This window comes from Streptomyces sp. NPDC088097 (assembly GCF_044741845.1).
Classification (GTDB): domain Bacteria; phylum Actinomycetota; class Actinomycetes; order Streptomycetales; family Streptomycetaceae; genus Streptomyces.
In genome coordinates, this window is the sequence record NZ_JBIUTJ010000001.1 from 103,100 (window position 1) to 118,527 (window position 15,428).

The following is a 15,428-nucleotide window of genomic DNA, read 5'->3' on the forward strand; positions in this document are numbered from 1 at the left end:
AGCACACGTGTGCCATCGAGGGGCCCAGGGGTACGCATGGCAAGTGTCGGGACCGCGCTGCGGGAGCTGCGCGGGGCGCAGAAGTCGGCGAAGGGGGTGTCGCTCTACTCGCGGTTCGTCAACCGGCCCGCCGGCCGCTACCTGGCCGCCGGGTCCTACGTGCTGGGGCTCACCCCGAACCAGGTGACCCTGGTCAGCGCCGCCTTCAGCTTCGCCGCCGTGGCGGCGGTCGCGCTGGTGGCGCCGTCCTGGGGGTTGGGGGTCGCCGTCTGGGCGGCGCTCGCCGTCGGCTTCGCCTTCGACTCCGCCGACGGCCAGTTGGCCCGGCTGCGCGGGGGCGGGAGCGCGGCGGGCGAGTGGCTGGACCACGTGGTGGACTGCGCCAAGCTGACCGCCCTGCACACCTGCGTGCTGATCGCCTTCCACCGCTTCCCCGAGGCGTACGGGATCGACGGTGACGGCTGGCTGCTGGTGCCGCTCGGCTTCCAGTTCGCCTCGGTGGTGACCTTCTTCGGCGGGCTGCTGACCGAGAAGCTCAAGCCGAAGCCGGCGCCCGGAAGCCCCGCCGCCGCGCCGTCGACCCTGCGCGCGGTGGCGTTGCTGCCCGTGGACTACGGGGTGTTCTGCCTGGTGTTCCTGCTGCTCGGCGGCGGGAAGACGTTCGCGTGGGCGTACGCGGGGCTGGGCGCCGTCGCCGCCCTGTTCCTGGCGGCCTTCCTCACCAAGTGGTTCCGGGAACTCAGCGCCGTTCGGCGATGAGGCCCTCGGGTCCCGCGAGGGGTTCGGCGAGCACGTCCAGGGCCCGGCGCAGCTGGGTGCTGGACGTGTGCACGGTGTAGGGGAAGTAGACGACGTCGACCCCGTGGACGGCGAAGTCCTCCTCCAGCCGGCGTCCCTTGGGCGTGCCCCGCCAGTCGTCGCCCTTGAAGATCACGTCGAAGCGGACCTGCTTCCAGGTCTCCACCTTGTCCGGAACGGTCTCGACGAACGCGGCGTCGACGTACTTGACGCTGCGCACGATCTCCAGGCGCTCCACGAGCGGGATCATCGGCCTGCGGCCCTTGGCCAGCTCGGCCATCTCGTCGGAGACCACACCGGCCACCAGGTAGTCGCACTGGCTGCGGGCGTGCCGAAGGATGTTGAGGTGGCCTATGTGGAAGAGGTCGTAGGCCCCGGGCGCGTACCCGACCCGGTACGGTCTGCGCGCGGCCGACACAGGCTCGGACATGTCGTGCTCCGTCATTCGGTTACCCCCCAGCGGCCACACCCCCCGGTGTGGCGGATCAGCAGACAATAGCGTGCACGTTCCCCACCCTGTCGGTGAACGAATAGGGTGACGTGCGCATCATCCAGGGGAGAAGGGGACCTTCAGTGTCCACAACCGGTCACCGGCGCCTGCTGCTGGTCTCCACCAACTACGCCCCCGAGCACGCGGGCATAGGCCCGTACGCCACGCAGATCGCCGAGCACTGGGCGGATTCCGGCCACGAGGCACACGTGCTGGCGGGCATGCCGCACTATCCGGCCTGGTCGCTCGAACCGGAGTACAAGGGGGCGCTCAGGCGCACGGAACAGCGCGCGGGGGTCACCGTGCACCGGCGCGCGCACACCGTGCCGGCCCGCCAGACCGCCGTCAAGCGGGCCCTGTTCGAAGGATCGATTCTGCTGCACGGCGCCGTGGCCCCGCCCCGGATGCCGAGGCCGGACGCGATCATGGCCCAGATGCCGAGCCTGGCGGGCGGGGTGCTCGCGGCCCGGCTCGCGGCGAAGTGGAAGGTCCCCTATGTCCCGGTCGTCCAGGACCTGATGGGCGCCGCCGCCGCGCAGAGCGGCATCAGCGGCGGGGACAAGGCCGCCGCGATCGCCGGGCGGGCGGAGGCGTACGCCCTCAAGCGCGCCACCCTGGTCGGCGTGATCCACGAGACCTTCGTGGACCGGGTCGTCGGGATGGGCGTGGACCCGAAGCGGATCCGTCTGGTCCCCAACTGGTCGCACGTGCAGCAGCCGACCAGGCCGCGCGGGGAGACCCGCCGACACCTGGGCTGGGCCCCCGGCCAGACCGTGGTCCTGCACTCCGGGAACATGGGCCTCAAGCAGGGGCTCGAAGTGCTCGTCGGCGCCGCCCGCCTCGATCCGGACGTCCGTTTCGTCCTGATGGGCGACGGCAGCCAGCGTGCGGCCCTCGCCGCCCTCGCCTCCGACGTACCGAACCTTGACATCATCCCCCCTGCCGCCGACGGAGAGTTCACCGATATCCTCGCGGCGGCGGACGTCCTCGCGGTCACCCAGCACGCCGCCGTGCTGGACATGAGCGTCCCGTCGAAGCTGACCTCCTACTTCCGGGCGGGCCGGCCGGTCGTGGCGTCCGTCGCGGCCGAGGGCGGCACCGCCCAAGAGGTGGAACGTTCGGGCGCGGGGGTGCTCGTGGCACCGGAGGACCCCGAAGCCCTGCTGAAGGCCGTACGGGCCCTGGCCGAGGACCCTGCGGGCGCCGACGCGCTCGGCGCAGCCGGGCCCGCCCACGTGGCGGCCCACCTGAGCCGCGAGGCGGGACTGGCCCGTATCGACGCACTGATCGACGAAGCACTTGGGGGCACTCAGCCGTGATCGAGACGAACCGCCCGGCAGCGGCCCCGGCCGAGGACGAACCCGATCTCCTCAGGGACCAGTTCAAGCAGCTCCTGCGCTATCGCCGGCTCCTCATCGCCGGCGTGGGCATCGGCCTGCTGGGCGGCGTCTACCTCGGCGTCTCCACGGCGGACACCTACGTGGCCACCGCCGACGTCGTCCTTCGCGCCCCCACCGACGACCCCTTCAACCCGAGCCTGGCGCCCGACAAGGCGATCAACATCGGCTCGGAGCGACAGGTCGCGCTGTCCAGCTCCATAGCCGAGCAGGCCGCCAAGAAGCTGGGCGTCGCCGACAAGGACCTCGCGTCGCTGCGCAGCGGCCTGCAGGTGACCAACCCGCCCCAGACGATGGTGCTGCGCTTCACCTACACCGCCGCCTCCCCCAGGGAGGCCGCCAAGCGCGCCAACGCGATGACCGCGGCGTACCTGCTCAAGCGGCAGGAGGCGCTCGACGTCACCCGCGACAAGATGGTCAAGGGCTACCAGGACCAGCGCGACCCGGTCGCCAAGCAGCTCGACGAGGTGGCCCGGCAGGTCAACCAGCTGCCCGCCGGCTCGGCCCGGGACGGGGCGTACGCCTCGAAGACCGACCTCCAGAGCAAGGTCAACACCCTCAACGCCAACATGGCCAAGCTGGCGGCGCTGGACATGACGCCCGGCCGGGTCACCAGCGCGGCCACCGTGCCCACCGCCCCCGACGGGCCCGGACTGCCGATGTCGCTCGCGCTGGGCGCGGCCGTGGGCCTGGCCCTCGGTCTGCTCGCCGCCTGGGTCCGGCTCGTCTTCGACCCGGCTCCGCGCTCCGAGGGCGACGTGGCCCGCGCCCTGCGGGCGCCCGTACTGGGCTTCCTGCCCCGGGACAAGACCGGCGGCGGGCCGCTGCTCGCGGCCGGCGAGGCCGATCCGCGCCTCGCCGAGGAGTACCGCTCGGTGGCCTTCCGGTTGGCCTACGACTCCCGCTTCGCCGACCGGCGCCGCCTCCTCGTGGTCGCCCCGCGCGGCAGCAGCGAGACCGCCGCCGCCGTCTCGGTGAACCTCGCCGCCTCCTTCGCCGAGACCGGCAAGGACGTCCTGCTCATCGAGGCCGACCTGCGCACCCCGGTGCTGGCCAGCCAACTGCCCACCGACGCCGGCGGCCGGCCGCGCTGGAGCCAGATGTCGGGCGGCCCGAGCGCCGCCCAGAACGGCGAGTCCGACTGGCCCGACGGGCGCCAGCTCGTCGTGGACGCCGGGGAGTCGGGCGCCTTCGACCTGATCCCGGGCGAGCGGGTGCGCAACGTCGCCCGCGCCCTGACCTCCCCGCGCGCCACCCGGCTGATCTCCGAGGCCGACTCCCCGAACTCCACGGTCGTCGTGCTCGCCCCGCCCGTGCTCTCGTACGCGGACGCGCTGGCGCTGGTCGACCGTGTGGACGGGGTGCTCGTGGTCTGCGACCCGCGCGCGGTGCACCGCAGCGACCTGTCCCGGATCCGCGAGCTGATCAGCGGCGCGGGCGGGACCGTACTGGGCGCCGTGCTGCACACCCCGCTCCCGGACGCCAAGCGCGGTCGCGGCAAGGGCGGCGCCCCCGCCAAGGGGGCCCCGACCGGTGGCCCCGCCCCGGCCCCCGCGGCGGAGGCCGCCGCGCGGACCGAGCCCCAGCCGCTGACCCGGGAGAGCGCCGAGGAGCCCGAGCAGCACATCCCCGGCGACGGGACCGACACCGTGGCCCTGCGCACGGTCCGCCAGGGCCGGCGGTGAGTCGGCGGGGCCTCGCCGCCGTCTCCTCGGTCCTGGACCAGGCCGCCTCCAGCGCCACCAACATCCTGGTGCTGGTGCTGGCCGCCCGACTCTCCTCGGCGTCCGGCTTCGCCGACTTCTCGATGGTGTACGTGGCCTTCACCGTGCTCCTCGGGCTGAACATGGCCTACGTCGGCCAGAGCGTCGTGCTGGAGAAGGGCGAGCGGCTCGGCGCCGTCTGCCGCTCCTCCGTCCTGTTCACGGCCCTCGCCTCGACGGCGGCCGGACTGGTGCCGGCCGCGGTGGGCCTCGCCCTGCCGGGGGCCCGCGGCAACGCCTTCCTCGCGCTGGGCCTCGTCCTGCCCCTGGTCCTGGTGCAGGACGGACTGCGCTACTGCTTCTCCGCCCTGCGGGTGCCCGAACGGGCCCTGGCCGCCGACACACTGCGCCTGGTGTGCGTGGTCGCGGCGCTCGCCGCGCAGCCCGAGGGCGCCTCGGCGGGACGGCTCGTGGCGGTGTGGGGGCTCTCCGCGCTGCCCGCCCTGGGGCTCGGGCTGTGGCTGCTGCGGCCGTACGTCGCGGGCGCGCGCGCCGAGCTGCGGCCCTACCTTCGGCGCGGACACCTCGGGCAGCGCTTCGTGGTGGAGTTCGCCGTCGGCAACGGCTCCAGCCAGCTCGCGGTGCTCGGACTCGGGCTGTTCGCGACCCCGCTGGCCGTGGGCGCGCTGCGCGGCGCCACCACCCTCTTCGGCCCGCTGAACGTGCTGTTCAACTCCGCCAACGCCTTCGGTCCGCCCGTGGTCGGCCGGGCCTCCGGCAAGCGGGGCGTGGTCCGGCTGACCCTGCTGATGGGATCCGCCCTCGCCGTCCTCGGGGCGGGCTGGGCGGCGGTGCTGTACGCCCTGCCCGACCGGTTGGGCCGTCAGCTGCTCGGCGACACCTGGGCGGCGGCCTCCGCGCTGCTGCCCGCGACGGGCGCCCAGTACGCCGTGATGGGCCTGGGCACCTGCGCCCTGTTGACCCTGCGCGTGCTGAACCCGAAGGCCACCCTCTCGCTCCAGGTGGTCTTCTCCCTGCTGTCGGTGGCCCTGCTGCTGGGCGGCTACCTCCTGTGGGGCGTGCCCGGCGCCGCCTGGGGCCTGGCCCTGGGCTCGGCGGCCAAGGCCGCGGCCGGCTGGCTGCGGGTGAGCCGCCTCGAAACGCCGACTCCCGCCGTCACCACCGCCGCGTAGCCCTCTTCTACGTAGCACTGCCCGGCGGGGCGTTCAGCGCAGGGTGGTCGCCTTGTCCGTGCGGTACGTGGCCACCAGCGCGAGGCACAGCCCGGCGATGGCGACCCGGCCCGAGGCCTGGAGCAGCGGGCCGCGCAGCAGGATGAAGGAGTACCCGGCGACCAGCGGGACCACCACCGAGATCAGGCTGCCCGGGGGCGAGCGGCGCGTGGCGCGCTTGGCGTAGCGGCGGTCCACGCGGGCGGACGCGTACCCCATGGCGAGCAGCCCGGCGCCCATGCCGAGCGGGCCGAAGTCGATCCACAGCTCCGCCCAGATCGGGGAGGAGAGGTTGGTGTTGATCGTGCCCATCCACTGGCCGACCATCACGCCCGTGTCGCGGGCCTTGGCCGGCCACACCGAGCGGGGTACCGCGAAGAACACGGATCCGGCGAGCTGGCGTCCGTAGGTGTGGCCCGCGCCCGAGTTCACGTAGGTGATGGTGTTGGCGAACATGCCGATCTGGTCGTAGTCCTTGAGCGCCATCGGCTCCAGGAACGAGGTCGTCTCGACGGGCTTGTAGTTCTTCTCGTCGTAGCGGAAGCGGTCCGCGAACGGGAAGACGAGCAGGGCGATCACCACGGCCATGGACAGCGCCACCCGGTACATCGCGGCGCTCACCGGGAAGACGGTGAAGAGCAGCGCGAACATGACGGTGAGGAACCAGTAGCGCGGGTTGGAGATCGGGTTGTTGACGATCAGGTTGAGCACGGCCAGGGCCGACCAGGTCACGATGATCGACACCTTGCGGCGGGCGAACTTCGAGGTGATCAGCCAGCGGGTGTAGAGGAGCAGCGCGAGCAGCGCCGGGACGGTGCCGAAGCCGCGCAGCAGGGCCTGGCCGGCCTGGCCGTCGCCGTTGGAGACGCCCGCCTCCTCGATGCCCGCGATGATCTCCTGGCGGCTGGAGAAGAAGACCGCCGGGCCGCCCAGCTTGACGATGAAGGCGGCGCTGCCCAGGAACGCGAGGACGGTGAGCAGTTGGAGGCGCCGCCGGTGCGCCATGACCGGCTTGACCTCCTTCTGGGAGCCGCCCGCCCGGCCGGCGGGCCGGTGGCGGGCCAACAGGACGCCCACGTCGAAGATGATGCAACCGAAGAGCACCAGACCGATCGCCACCGTGAGGTCGGAGCGGGGACCGACCACCGGCGTCGGGACCCGGCCGAGGACGGCCTGGGCGAGGGGGGCCACGCCCATGGCCATGTAGACGAACAACCAGAAGGAGCCCTGGAGCAGTTTGCGGCGGCTGGTCAACACCATCGCCGAGAGGCGGGCGCCCGAGTACATGGTGAGGGTGAGCTGGAGCCAGAAGGCGGCGTCGCGCTGTCCGTCGCCGTCCTGCACGGCGACGAAGAAGGGGAGGAAGACGGTGAACCCGAGGGCCAGGGGCACCGAGAGGGCGCGGGAGAGCAGGGTGCGCGGGGTGGTGACACGGCCCCACTTGGACTCGTCCTCGCCGGGTGGTCCGACCGGTGTGACCGCGGGCTTGCGCATGTCCGTAGCCACTGTTGCCCCCACCCCTGTGCGTGATCCGGGCGCAGTCTAGTCTGAGCGGGCCGCGCCCGGGGAGGCGCCCAGGGGTGGACGATGAGGGGCGACTGTTGCGTGATCTTCCTGCCTTCACGCTGGCCGGGTACGACAAGGGGCGCGGGCTGCTGACGCAGGCCCTGTGGTTCGCCGTGATGAACACCGTCTTCGCGACCTGGTTCTGTCCGGCGCGGCTGCGCGTGGCCCTGCTGCGGGCCTTCGGCGCGAAGATCGGCGAGGGGGTGCTGATCCGGCACCGGGTGCGCGTGCTGTGGCCGTGGAAGTTGACGGTCGGGGACCACACCTGGATCGGCGAGGGCGCCTGGCTGCTCAATCTGGAGCCCGTGACCATAGGCGCGAACGTGTGCCTGTCGCAGGAGTCGATGCTGTGCACCGGCTCCCACGACCACCGGGCCGCCGACTTCCGCTACCGCAACGCCCCGATCGTGGTCGAGGACGGCGCGTGGGTGGCCGTACGGGCCACCGTGCTGGCCGGCGTGACGGTCGGTCGGTGCGCGGTGGCGGGCGCCGGGTCCGTGGTGCACAAGGACCTGCCGGAGCTGACCCTGCAGACCCAGGACGGGCGGCGCCGCCCGGTGGAGGAACCGAAGTGAGCGATCCGATGCGCGTGCTGCACGCCGTCACCCTGCACTCCCCCTCGCACGCTTTCGGCGGTCCCGTCCGGGTCGCGCTGAACCTGGCCAAGGGGCTGCGGGCGCGCGGGCACGAGGCCCGACTGTTGGCGCTGGGCGAGGGCTTCGACCCGTGGCCGACCTCCGTGGAGGGCGTGCCCGCGAAGCTGTTCCCCGCGCGGCGGATCCTTCCGCTCGGCTTCAGCGGGATGACCTCGCCCGCCCTGTTGGCCTCGGCCTCCCGTCTGGTGCGGGACGCCGATCTGGTCCACGTCCACCTGGCGCGGGACCTGGTGACCCTGCCCGTGGCGCTGGCCGCGCTGCGGGCCCGCAAGCCCCTGGTGCTCCAGACCCACGGCATGGTCGACCCCAGCGGCAAGGCGCTGGCCAAGGTGCTGGACGCGGTGGCGGTACGCCGGCTGCTGCGCGGGGCCGACGCGGTGCTCTACCTGACCCCGCACGAACGGCAGGGGCTGGACGCGGTGGTGGGCTCCCCGCTGGAGCGGGCCGTCCGGCTGGTCAACGGCACCCCGGCGCAGGAGGAGCGGCCCGCCCCGAGCGGGGCGCCGCGGATCCTGTACTCGGCGCGGTTGCAGGCCCGCAAGCGGCCGGTGGACTTCGTGGACGCGGCCCCGGCGGTGCTCGCCGTCCACCCGGAGGCGCACTTCGTGGTGGCGGGTCCCGACGAGGGGGAGCTGGCGGCGGTCCGGGAGCGGATCGGCGCGCTGGGGCTGTCGGACCGGTTCACGGTGCCGGGCGCCCTCTCCGGCGCGGAGGTCCTGGCGGAGCTGCGGCGGGCGCACGTGTACGTACTGCCCTCGGTGGAGGAGCCGTTCCCGATGTCGGTCCTGGAGGCCCTCGCGGTGGGGGTGCCCCCGGTGGTGACCCACTCCAACGGCCTGGCCCGCGACATCGCGGCGGCGGGCGCGGGGCGCGCGGTGGAGCCCGGGCCGGCGGGCGTCGCCGGGGCGGTCCTCGACCTGCTGGACCCGGCCGTGAACGCGACGGCCTCGAAGGCGGCCCGCGAACTGGCGGCGTCCGCCTTCTCGATGGACGCGGTCCTCGACACCCTGTTGGCCGTCTACGGCGGCATCACGCGCTGACCGTGCGCGTCCCGCCGACCGCACGGGCCGGGCGCGGTGACTCCGTCCGGCCCGTGACGATCAGAGGATGTCGCGCCGTTCCTGGACGACCGGGACGGCGCCCAGGGCGCGCCGGCGCTTGAGGACGCTCGCGTAGACCCCGAGGCCCACCGCGCCCACCACCATCATGATCACGCCCACCAGGTCGAGGTTGACGCTCTCCATCTGCCAGTCGCTCGCGAAGGTGAGGATGGCGCCCACCACGATCAGGCCGATACAACCGCCGATGCCGCGCATACCGATTCGCCTCCAGGCTCGTGTCTCTCGTGAGCACGCGGCTACCCGGTGCCGGGAGCTGAAAACGCCGCCGCCGCACCGGAGTTCGGTGAGGCGGCGGCGAGGTTCGCGCGGTGCGGAGGGTTACGCGGGGACCCAGGCGTAGCAGCCCGTCGAGCGGAACTCGGCTGTTCCCGCCGGGACGGTGGCGGTGATCTTCTCCCCGGCCTTGGCGGGGGCCTGCGGGCCGGAGGCCAGGACGGAGCCGTCCTTGCCCTTCGCCTCCCAGGTGCAGGAGGCGCCCTGGGTCAGCGCCCGGTAGGTGCCGGGAGCCGGGGCGGTGCGGGGGGCGTCCCCGAAGCCCTTCTCGGCCGCGGCGAGCACCGGCTTCTGCTCGGGGCAGAGCAGGTTGATCGCGTCCCTCGCCCCGGTGATCTCGCCGGAGATGACGGCCCCGACCGCGGCGTCCTTGTCCCGCTTCGCGGTCCGCTCCACCCGCTGGCAGGCCTCCTGGCCCGTCTGGAGGACGGCCGCCGGGTCCGTCTTGGCGGGGACCCGACCGCTGAGGTACTTCTTCTCGTTCTCCTTGAAGCTGCCCGTCTTCGGGGTGAGCTTCGCGTCCGGCAGCACCGGTCCGGTCGGCTTGGCGTCGGGCGACACGGCGCCGGAGCCGGAGGGCGCCGGCGAGGCGTCCGCCGGGTCGGGGACCGAGGAGGAGGCCGGCGGCTTCGGCGTGACCTCCGCGCCGGCGGAGGCCTTGCCGTCGCCCGAGGAACAGGCGGTCAGGGTCAGGGCGGCGGCCAGGAAGACGGCGGCCGCGGCGGAGCGTCGGTACATCAGGTGGCTCCCGTACGGGGTCGGATAGGCGTACGGGGCCCGGCGCGAGTCGGCCGGGCCCCGTACGTCGTCAGGCGGTTACTTCGGGCCGAAGGTGAGGATCAGCTGCGGAGCGGCGTCCGCGGCCGTCGACTCCGAGGACCACAGCCACAGCGGGTCGGTGCCCGAGCTCGTCAGGCCGAGGCTGTAGCTGGTGCCCAGCACGGCGGAGACGGCGGTGGTGTCCAGCTCGACGTTCTGGATCGCCGAGCCGTCCGGGATGCCCGCGACGGAGCCGAGCGGGGTGGTCCCGAGGGTGGGCTTGGTGTTGAACGTCGTGCCCGTGCCGCTCCAGGTGCCGGTGACCGGGACCACCGAGACCGTGTCGGCGGAGCCGGCGTTGGCCTGGGTCGAGGTCTTGACCTGGAGCGAGGCGGCCTTCAGGACCTGCCCGTTGGGGGCGGCCGGGAGGGTGAAGCGCAGGTAGGACTCGTACGCCGAGGTACCGCGGACCGCGAGCTGCGTGGAGGTGCCGTACGCGGTGCTCGGGGCGCCCTGGTTGATGTAGGTGTCCTCGGACGCGACGACCTTGGAGACCGTGTCGGTGGGCGCCTTGGCCAGGTCGAAGTGGGACTTGACCTGGGCCTGGGTCAGCGCCGTCGGGTAGACGGCGGTCTCGTCGATCGATCCGGCGAAGAAGTTGCTCGTCGGACGGGTCGGCCAGCTGTTGAGGTTGTCACCGCCGACGTGCCAGTAACCGGCGTACGGCTGGAAGTTCGTGGCACTGTTCGTGCCCTTGTTCTGGCCGTCCACGTACAGGGTCATGCCGCCGGGGCCCTGCGTACCGACGACGTGGTGCCACTTGTTGTCGTTGTACGTCTCGAACAGGCCGGTGGAGATGGTGCGGGTGGAGCCGTTGTAGACGCCGAAGATCAGGCGTCCGGTGTTGGTCATGTACAGCTGCTTGTCGTACGAGCCGCTGCTGTTGACCGTGTTGTTGCCGAAGCCGATCAGCTTGCCGCCGCGGGTGGTGTTCGTCTTGAACCAGGTCTCCACGGAGTACGAGGTGCCGACGTTCTGGCGGTGGTCGCTGTAGACCTGCTGGCTGGTGCCGTTGAAGCCCATCGACGTGCTGGTGCCGGTGACGGCTCCGGGGCTCTGGCGCAGCGTCGGGGCGTTGACCTGGACGCCGCTGGTGTTGCCGGAGACGGAGGAGTCGGCCACGTACGGGCTGACGGTGTCGTCGTAGCGCCAGTACAGGTTGGCGCCGTCCGCGCGGACCTTGTCCGGGTAGGCCTGGACCGAGCTCGGGACCGTCACGGAGACGTTGGCCGACAGGGCGCTGGTGTTGCCGGCGCCGTCGGTGGCGGTGACCCGGTAGGTGTAGGCCTGACCGGCCTTGACCGTGGTGTCGGTCCAGGAGGCCTGGGGGCGCTCCCACTCCAGGGAGTCGGCCGCGACCGTGGCGATCGCGGTGGCCGAGCCGTTGCGGTAGATCCGGTACGTCAGCTTGCTGTCGTCCTGGTCGTAGCTGGTGCGCCAGCGGACCTGGGCCTCACCGGGCTTGACGCTCCCGGCACTGGCGACCGGGGTGGTCGGCGCGCCGACGTCGCCGGTGGAGGCGAAGCGGGTCAGCGCCTGCTGCGGCTCGCCGTTGATGAGGGTGAACTCACCGCCGACCCACATGTACTTGACGTCGTTCTTCTCCGCGATCGACATGACGCGCGGGCCGATGCCCTCGCCGATGCCGTCGTTCGCGGTGGGGTGCCAGCCGAGCTTCGGCGGGCTCGGCACGAAACCGTCCACGGGCGCGGGGGCGGCGCCCTTGTAGTCGGTCTGCTGGGCCAGCAGGAAGTTGCGCTTGCCGTCGGGGAACTGGTTCTCCAGCGAGCAGTCGTGCGCGTGCGAGGAGCTGTAGAGCACCCCGTCGTACGGCAGCACGTACTGGGTGGCGCCCAGGCAGCGGTCGCGCCACTTCTCGTTGAAGGAGGTGTCGAGGCCGATGCGGCCGTCGAAGACACCGCCGCCCGAGCCCTCGTTGCCGGTGTAGTAGCCCGTCGCGTCGGCCGCGATGTGCTTGACCACCGAGTTGGAGGGGATGTTGCTGTACGTCTTGGCGACCGCGCCCGTGGTGGCGTTCACGACGGCCAGCGCGTGCGTGTTGGAGCCGTTGACGCTGAAGAAGTCGCCGCCGAGCAGGACGTTGTTGCCGTCGTTGCTCACCGCGATGGCCCGGCCGGGCTCGTCCGCGTTGGCGGTGAAGGGCTTGAGCGCACCGGAGGCGGCGTCGACCGCGGCGAACCGCTCGCGGGTCGAGCCCTCGACGGTGCCGAAGTCGCCTGCCACGTAGAGGGTGTCGTCGGTGACGGCGAGCGCGCGCACGGTGGCGGGGAAGCTCGGGTGGAACGAGGCCTTCGGGGCGCAGGTCTCGATGTCGATCGCCGCGAGGCTGGACACCGGGGTGCCGTTGACGGCGCCGAAGTAGCCGCCCGCGTACAGGGTCTTCTTGTCCTTGGAGACGGCCAGCGTCCGGACGGTCGCGGTGCCGTCGCCGACGGTGAAGGCCAGCTTGCAGGAGGTGGGGTTGCCCGTGGCGGCGTCGAGCGCCACGAAGTTCACGGCTTCCTGCTCGGTGCCGCTGCCGGCGCCGTCGGGCGGGCGGACCGCCGAGAAGGTGCCACCGGCGAAGACGGTGCCGTTCGCCTGCTCCATGGCGAAGACGATGCCGTTCGGCTGCCAGGTCGGCAGCTCGTCGGCGGTGAAGGCCACTGGCGGCGTGATGGCGGACGCCTCGGGCATCAGCACCAGGCCTATACCGGTGCCGGCACCGGCCAGTGACAGAACGAGGGCAGCAGTCAGCCCTCTGGATCTACGCATGAGCCCCCCAGGGCAATTGCCCGGTTTGATGGCTGGAACTATCCGAACAGCCCTATGTACTGGCGCAGACTAGGGCTCATCTGAGGGCCCGGTCACCTCACTTGACCCCTTGCATACCAAATTGGAATCAACCAGGTTCAACACGAGGTGCGCACTTCGGACATACGGCAGGTTTGCCCCGGCCAGGGTCGCGAAATGCTGCGGAGACGGCCGGGACAGGGCACAGCGTAGGGGAGTGCGAAGGCCTCAGCGGTCGATGCGGACGCTCACGCCCGCCAGCTGGTCCTCCACCTGACGGACGTCGGAGTCGACCATGATGCGGGCCAGTTCGGGCACCAGGACCGTCGGCTTCCAGCCAAGCAGCTCCTGCGCCTTGGACGCGTCGCCGATGAGCGCGTCGACCTCGCTGGGGCGCTCGTACTTGGAGTCGTAGCGCACGTGCTCGTTCCAGTCGAGACCGGCGTGCGTGAAGGAGGACTCGACGAACTCGCGGACGGTCGCGGCGACACCGGTGGCGACCACGTAGTCGGTCGGCTCGTCCTGCTGGAGCATCCGCCACATGGCGTCCACGTACTCGGGGGCGTAGCCCCAGTCGCGGACGGCGTCGAGGTTGCCCAGGTACAGGTGGTCCTGGAGGCCGGCCTTGATCCGGGCCACGGCGCGGGTGATCTTGCGGGTCACGAAGGTCTCGCCGCGGCGCGGGGACTCGTGGTTGAAGAGGATCCCGTTGACGGCGAACATGTCGTACGCCTCGCGGTAGTTCACGGTGGTCCAGTACGCGAACACCTTCGCGGCGCCGTACGGGCTGCGCGGGTGGAACGGGGTGCCCTCGTTCTGCGGCGGCGGGGTCGCCCCGTACATCTCGGAGGACGAGGCCTGGTAGATCCGGGTGTCGACGCCGCTGGCGCGGATGGCCTCCAGCAGGCGCAGCGCGCCGAGGCCGGTCACGTCGCCGGTGTAGAGCGGGGCGTCGAAGGAGACCCGGACATGGGACTGGGCGCCCAGGTTGTAGACCTCGTCGGGGCGTATGTCGCGCAGCAGGTTCACCAGGGCCACGCCGTCGGAGAGGTCCGCGTGGTGCAGGACGAAGGACCGGTTGGCGGTCTGCGGGTCCTGGTAGATGTGGTCGATCCGCTCCGTGTTGAAGCTGGAGGAGCGCCGCACGAGCCCGTGCACCGTGTAGCCCTTGGAGAGCAGGAGCTCGGCGAGGTACGAGCCGTCCTGCCCGGTGACGCCGGTGATCAGTGCGGTCTTGCCCATGTGGGGTCCCCCTGGGGATTCGTGGTTCGGTCTGGTGAAGGCCTCCACCGGCCGGGATCGGTCCCCGGAGTGGCTGCCGAGGGCCTCACGGCCCGGTGGCCCGGTGTCCCGGCGGGTCGGGCGCGCACGCGCCCCGCCGGAGGTTCCGGCGGGACCCGGCAGGGGGCCGCCCGGGGGCTGGATGCGTACCGTACACGTCCGGTCCGGGCGCCTTTGCGTCGGATCCGCCCCCTGGACGCCGCCCCCGGGGCGGGCCGGGGCGCCGGTGCGACGCCGGGGCACCGGTCGGACGGACCGGTCGTCACCGGGTGCCGGCGGGACCGGGATCCGGACTGCCGGGAAAGGCCCGCCGCCAAACTGGCATCATCGGCGGTATGACAAGTTCGCTGCCGCTCCTGCCCCCGCACGCCCGCGTCTTCGTCGCCGGACACCGCGGCCTCGTGGGGTCCGCGGTCGCCCGCCGCCTGACCGCCGACGGGCACGAGGTGCTCACCCGGGGACGCGCCGACCTCGACCTGCGCGACGCCCCGGCGACCGAGGCGTACCTGCGCGAGGTCCGCCCCGACGCGGTCGTGCTGGCCGCCGCCAAGGTCGGCGGCATCATGGCCAACAGCACGTACCCGGTGCAGTTCCTGGAGGACAACCTCAAGATCCAGCTCAGCGTGATCGCCGGGTCCCACGCCGCCGGCGTCGGCCGGCTGCTGTTCCTCGGGTCCTCCTGCATCTACCCCAAGCTGGCCCCGCAGCCCATCAGCGAGGACGCCCTGCTGACCGGCCCGCTGGAGCCCACCAACGAGGCCTACGCCCTCGCGAAGATCGCCGGCATCGTGCAGGTCCAGTCGTACCGCAAGCAGTACGGCGCCTCCTACATCTCGGCCATGCCCACCAATCTCTACGGGCCGGGCGACAACTTCGACCTGGAGTCCTCGCACGTCCTGCCCGCGCTGATCCGCCGTTTCCACGAGGCCGCCGCGGAGGGCCGCGACGAGGTCACGCTGTGGGGATCGGGCACCCCGCGCCGGGAGTTCCTGCACGTGGACGACCTCGCGGCCGCCTGCGCGGTGCTGCTGGAGACCTACGACGGCGACGAGCCCGTCAACATCGGCTGCGGCGAGGACCTCACGATCAAGGCGCTGGCCGAGACGGTCGCCGACGTGACCGGCTTCCGGGGCCGGCTGGCCTGGGACACCTCCAAGCCGGACGGGACCCCGCGCAAGCTGCTCGACGTGTCCCGACTGACCTCGCTGGGCTGGAAGCCGGGGATCGCGCTGCGCGACGGGATCTCCGCCACCTACCGCTGGTGGCTCGACCAGAGCCGACCGGGCGGGCTCGACTGAC

The 15,428-nt window shown here is 72.3% G+C and carries 13 protein-coding genes; 7 read left to right on the forward strand and 6 right to left on the reverse strand.

The features are described 5' to 3' along the window. The first annotated feature begins 36 nt into the window (after positions 1-36). On the forward strand, positions 37-759 hold the full coding sequence (locus ACIOD1_RS00450) for a CDP-alcohol phosphatidyltransferase family protein (RefSeq protein WP_401899390.1): 723 nt from the start codon (positions 37-39) through the stop codon (positions 757-759). On the opposite strand, the gene ACIOD1_RS00455 is transcribed toward ACIOD1_RS00450, so the two are convergent. Next, positions 740-1,228 carry an adenylyltransferase/cytidyltransferase family protein gene (locus ACIOD1_RS00455; RefSeq protein ID WP_365618237.1) on the reverse strand — a complete coding sequence of 163 codons (489 nt, stop codon included), beginning with the start codon at positions 1,226-1,228 and terminating at the stop codon, positions 740-742. The two genes, ACIOD1_RS00450 and ACIOD1_RS00455, sit on opposite strands and share 20 nt — an antisense overlap. 173 nt (positions 1,229-1,401) lie before the next feature. Between ACIOD1_RS00455 and ACIOD1_RS00460 the strand changes: the two genes are divergently transcribed. Genes ACIOD1_RS00460 through ACIOD1_RS00470 form a run of 3 tightly spaced genes read left to right on the forward strand, consistent with a single transcriptional unit; the run spans position 1,402 to position 5,581 of the window. After that, positions 1,402-2,607: a glycosyltransferase family 4 protein gene (locus tag ACIOD1_RS00460; protein WP_401900399.1), complete on the forward strand. Its 1,206-nt coding sequence runs from the start codon at positions 1,402-1,404 to the stop codon at positions 2,605-2,607. Next, a complete protein-coding gene (locus tag ACIOD1_RS00465; protein ID WP_401899392.1) occupies positions 2,604-4,370 on the forward strand; it encodes a lipopolysaccharide biosynthesis protein in 1,767 nt (588 codons plus the stop codon). The genes ACIOD1_RS00460 and ACIOD1_RS00465 overlap by 4 nt, the downstream gene beginning before the upstream one ends. Next, entirely contained in the window at positions 4,367-5,581 is a 1,215-nt protein-coding gene (locus ACIOD1_RS00470) for a hypothetical protein (RefSeq protein ID WP_365618241.1), read from the forward strand. Before ACIOD1_RS00465 ends, ACIOD1_RS00470 begins: the two co-directional genes overlap by 4 nt. 33 nt (positions 5,582-5,614) lie before the next feature. Here ACIOD1_RS00470 and ACIOD1_RS00475 read toward each other — a convergent pair whose 3' ends face one another. Beyond that, the gene (locus ACIOD1_RS00475) at positions 5,615-7,114 is read right to left on the reverse strand and encodes a hypothetical protein (protein ID WP_365618243.1); all 1,500 of its coding nucleotides are present in this window, start codon (positions 7,112-7,114) and stop codon (positions 5,615-5,617) included. 107 nt (positions 7,115-7,221) lie between these two features. Here ACIOD1_RS00475 and ACIOD1_RS00480 point away from each other — a divergent pair, with 107 nt between their 5' ends. Beyond that, complete coding sequence (locus ACIOD1_RS00480) at positions 7,222-7,761, forward strand: WcaF family extracellular polysaccharide biosynthesis acetyltransferase (protein WP_365618245.1); 540 nt, start codon at positions 7,222-7,224, stop codon at positions 7,759-7,761. An 8-nt stretch (positions 7,762-7,769) separates the two neighbouring features. Further along, the gene (locus ACIOD1_RS00485; protein WP_401900401.1) at positions 7,770-8,882 is read left to right on the forward strand and encodes a glycosyltransferase; all 1,113 of its coding nucleotides are present in this window, start codon (positions 7,770-7,772) and stop codon (positions 8,880-8,882) included. Positions 8,883-8,942: 60 nt separating this feature from the next. Here the strand turns inward: ACIOD1_RS00485 and ACIOD1_RS00490 are convergent, their stop codons facing one another. From ACIOD1_RS00490 to gmd, 4 genes are all read right to left on the reverse strand, one after another. After that, on the reverse strand, positions 8,943-9,158 hold the full coding sequence (locus ACIOD1_RS00490) for a hypothetical protein (RefSeq protein ID WP_365618247.1): 216 nt from the start codon (positions 9,156-9,158) through the stop codon (positions 8,943-8,945). 123 nt (positions 9,159-9,281) lie between these two features. Next, on the reverse strand, positions 9,282-9,974 hold the full coding sequence (locus ACIOD1_RS00495; protein WP_401899393.1) for a hypothetical protein: 693 nt from the start codon (positions 9,972-9,974) through the stop codon (positions 9,282-9,284). 78 nt (positions 9,975-10,052) lie between these two features. Beyond that, the gene (locus ACIOD1_RS00500; protein ID WP_401899394.1) at positions 10,053-12,752 is read right to left on the reverse strand and encodes a LamG-like jellyroll fold domain-containing protein; all 2,700 of its coding nucleotides are present in this window, start codon (positions 12,750-12,752) and stop codon (positions 10,053-10,055) included. A 324-nt stretch (positions 12,753-13,076) separates the two neighbouring features. Further along, complete coding sequence (gene gmd / locus ACIOD1_RS00505; RefSeq protein WP_365618253.1) at positions 13,077-14,090, reverse strand: GDP-mannose 4,6-dehydratase; 1,014 nt, start codon at positions 14,088-14,090, stop codon at positions 13,077-13,079. A 374-nt stretch (positions 14,091-14,464) separates the two neighbouring features. On the opposite strand from gmd, the gene ACIOD1_RS00510 reads away from it, so the two are divergent. Then, on the forward strand, positions 14,465-15,427 hold the full coding sequence (locus ACIOD1_RS00510; RefSeq protein WP_365618255.1) for a GDP-L-fucose synthase: 963 nt from the start codon (positions 14,465-14,467) through the stop codon (positions 15,425-15,427). The last annotated feature ends 1 nt before the right edge of the window (position 15,428 follow it).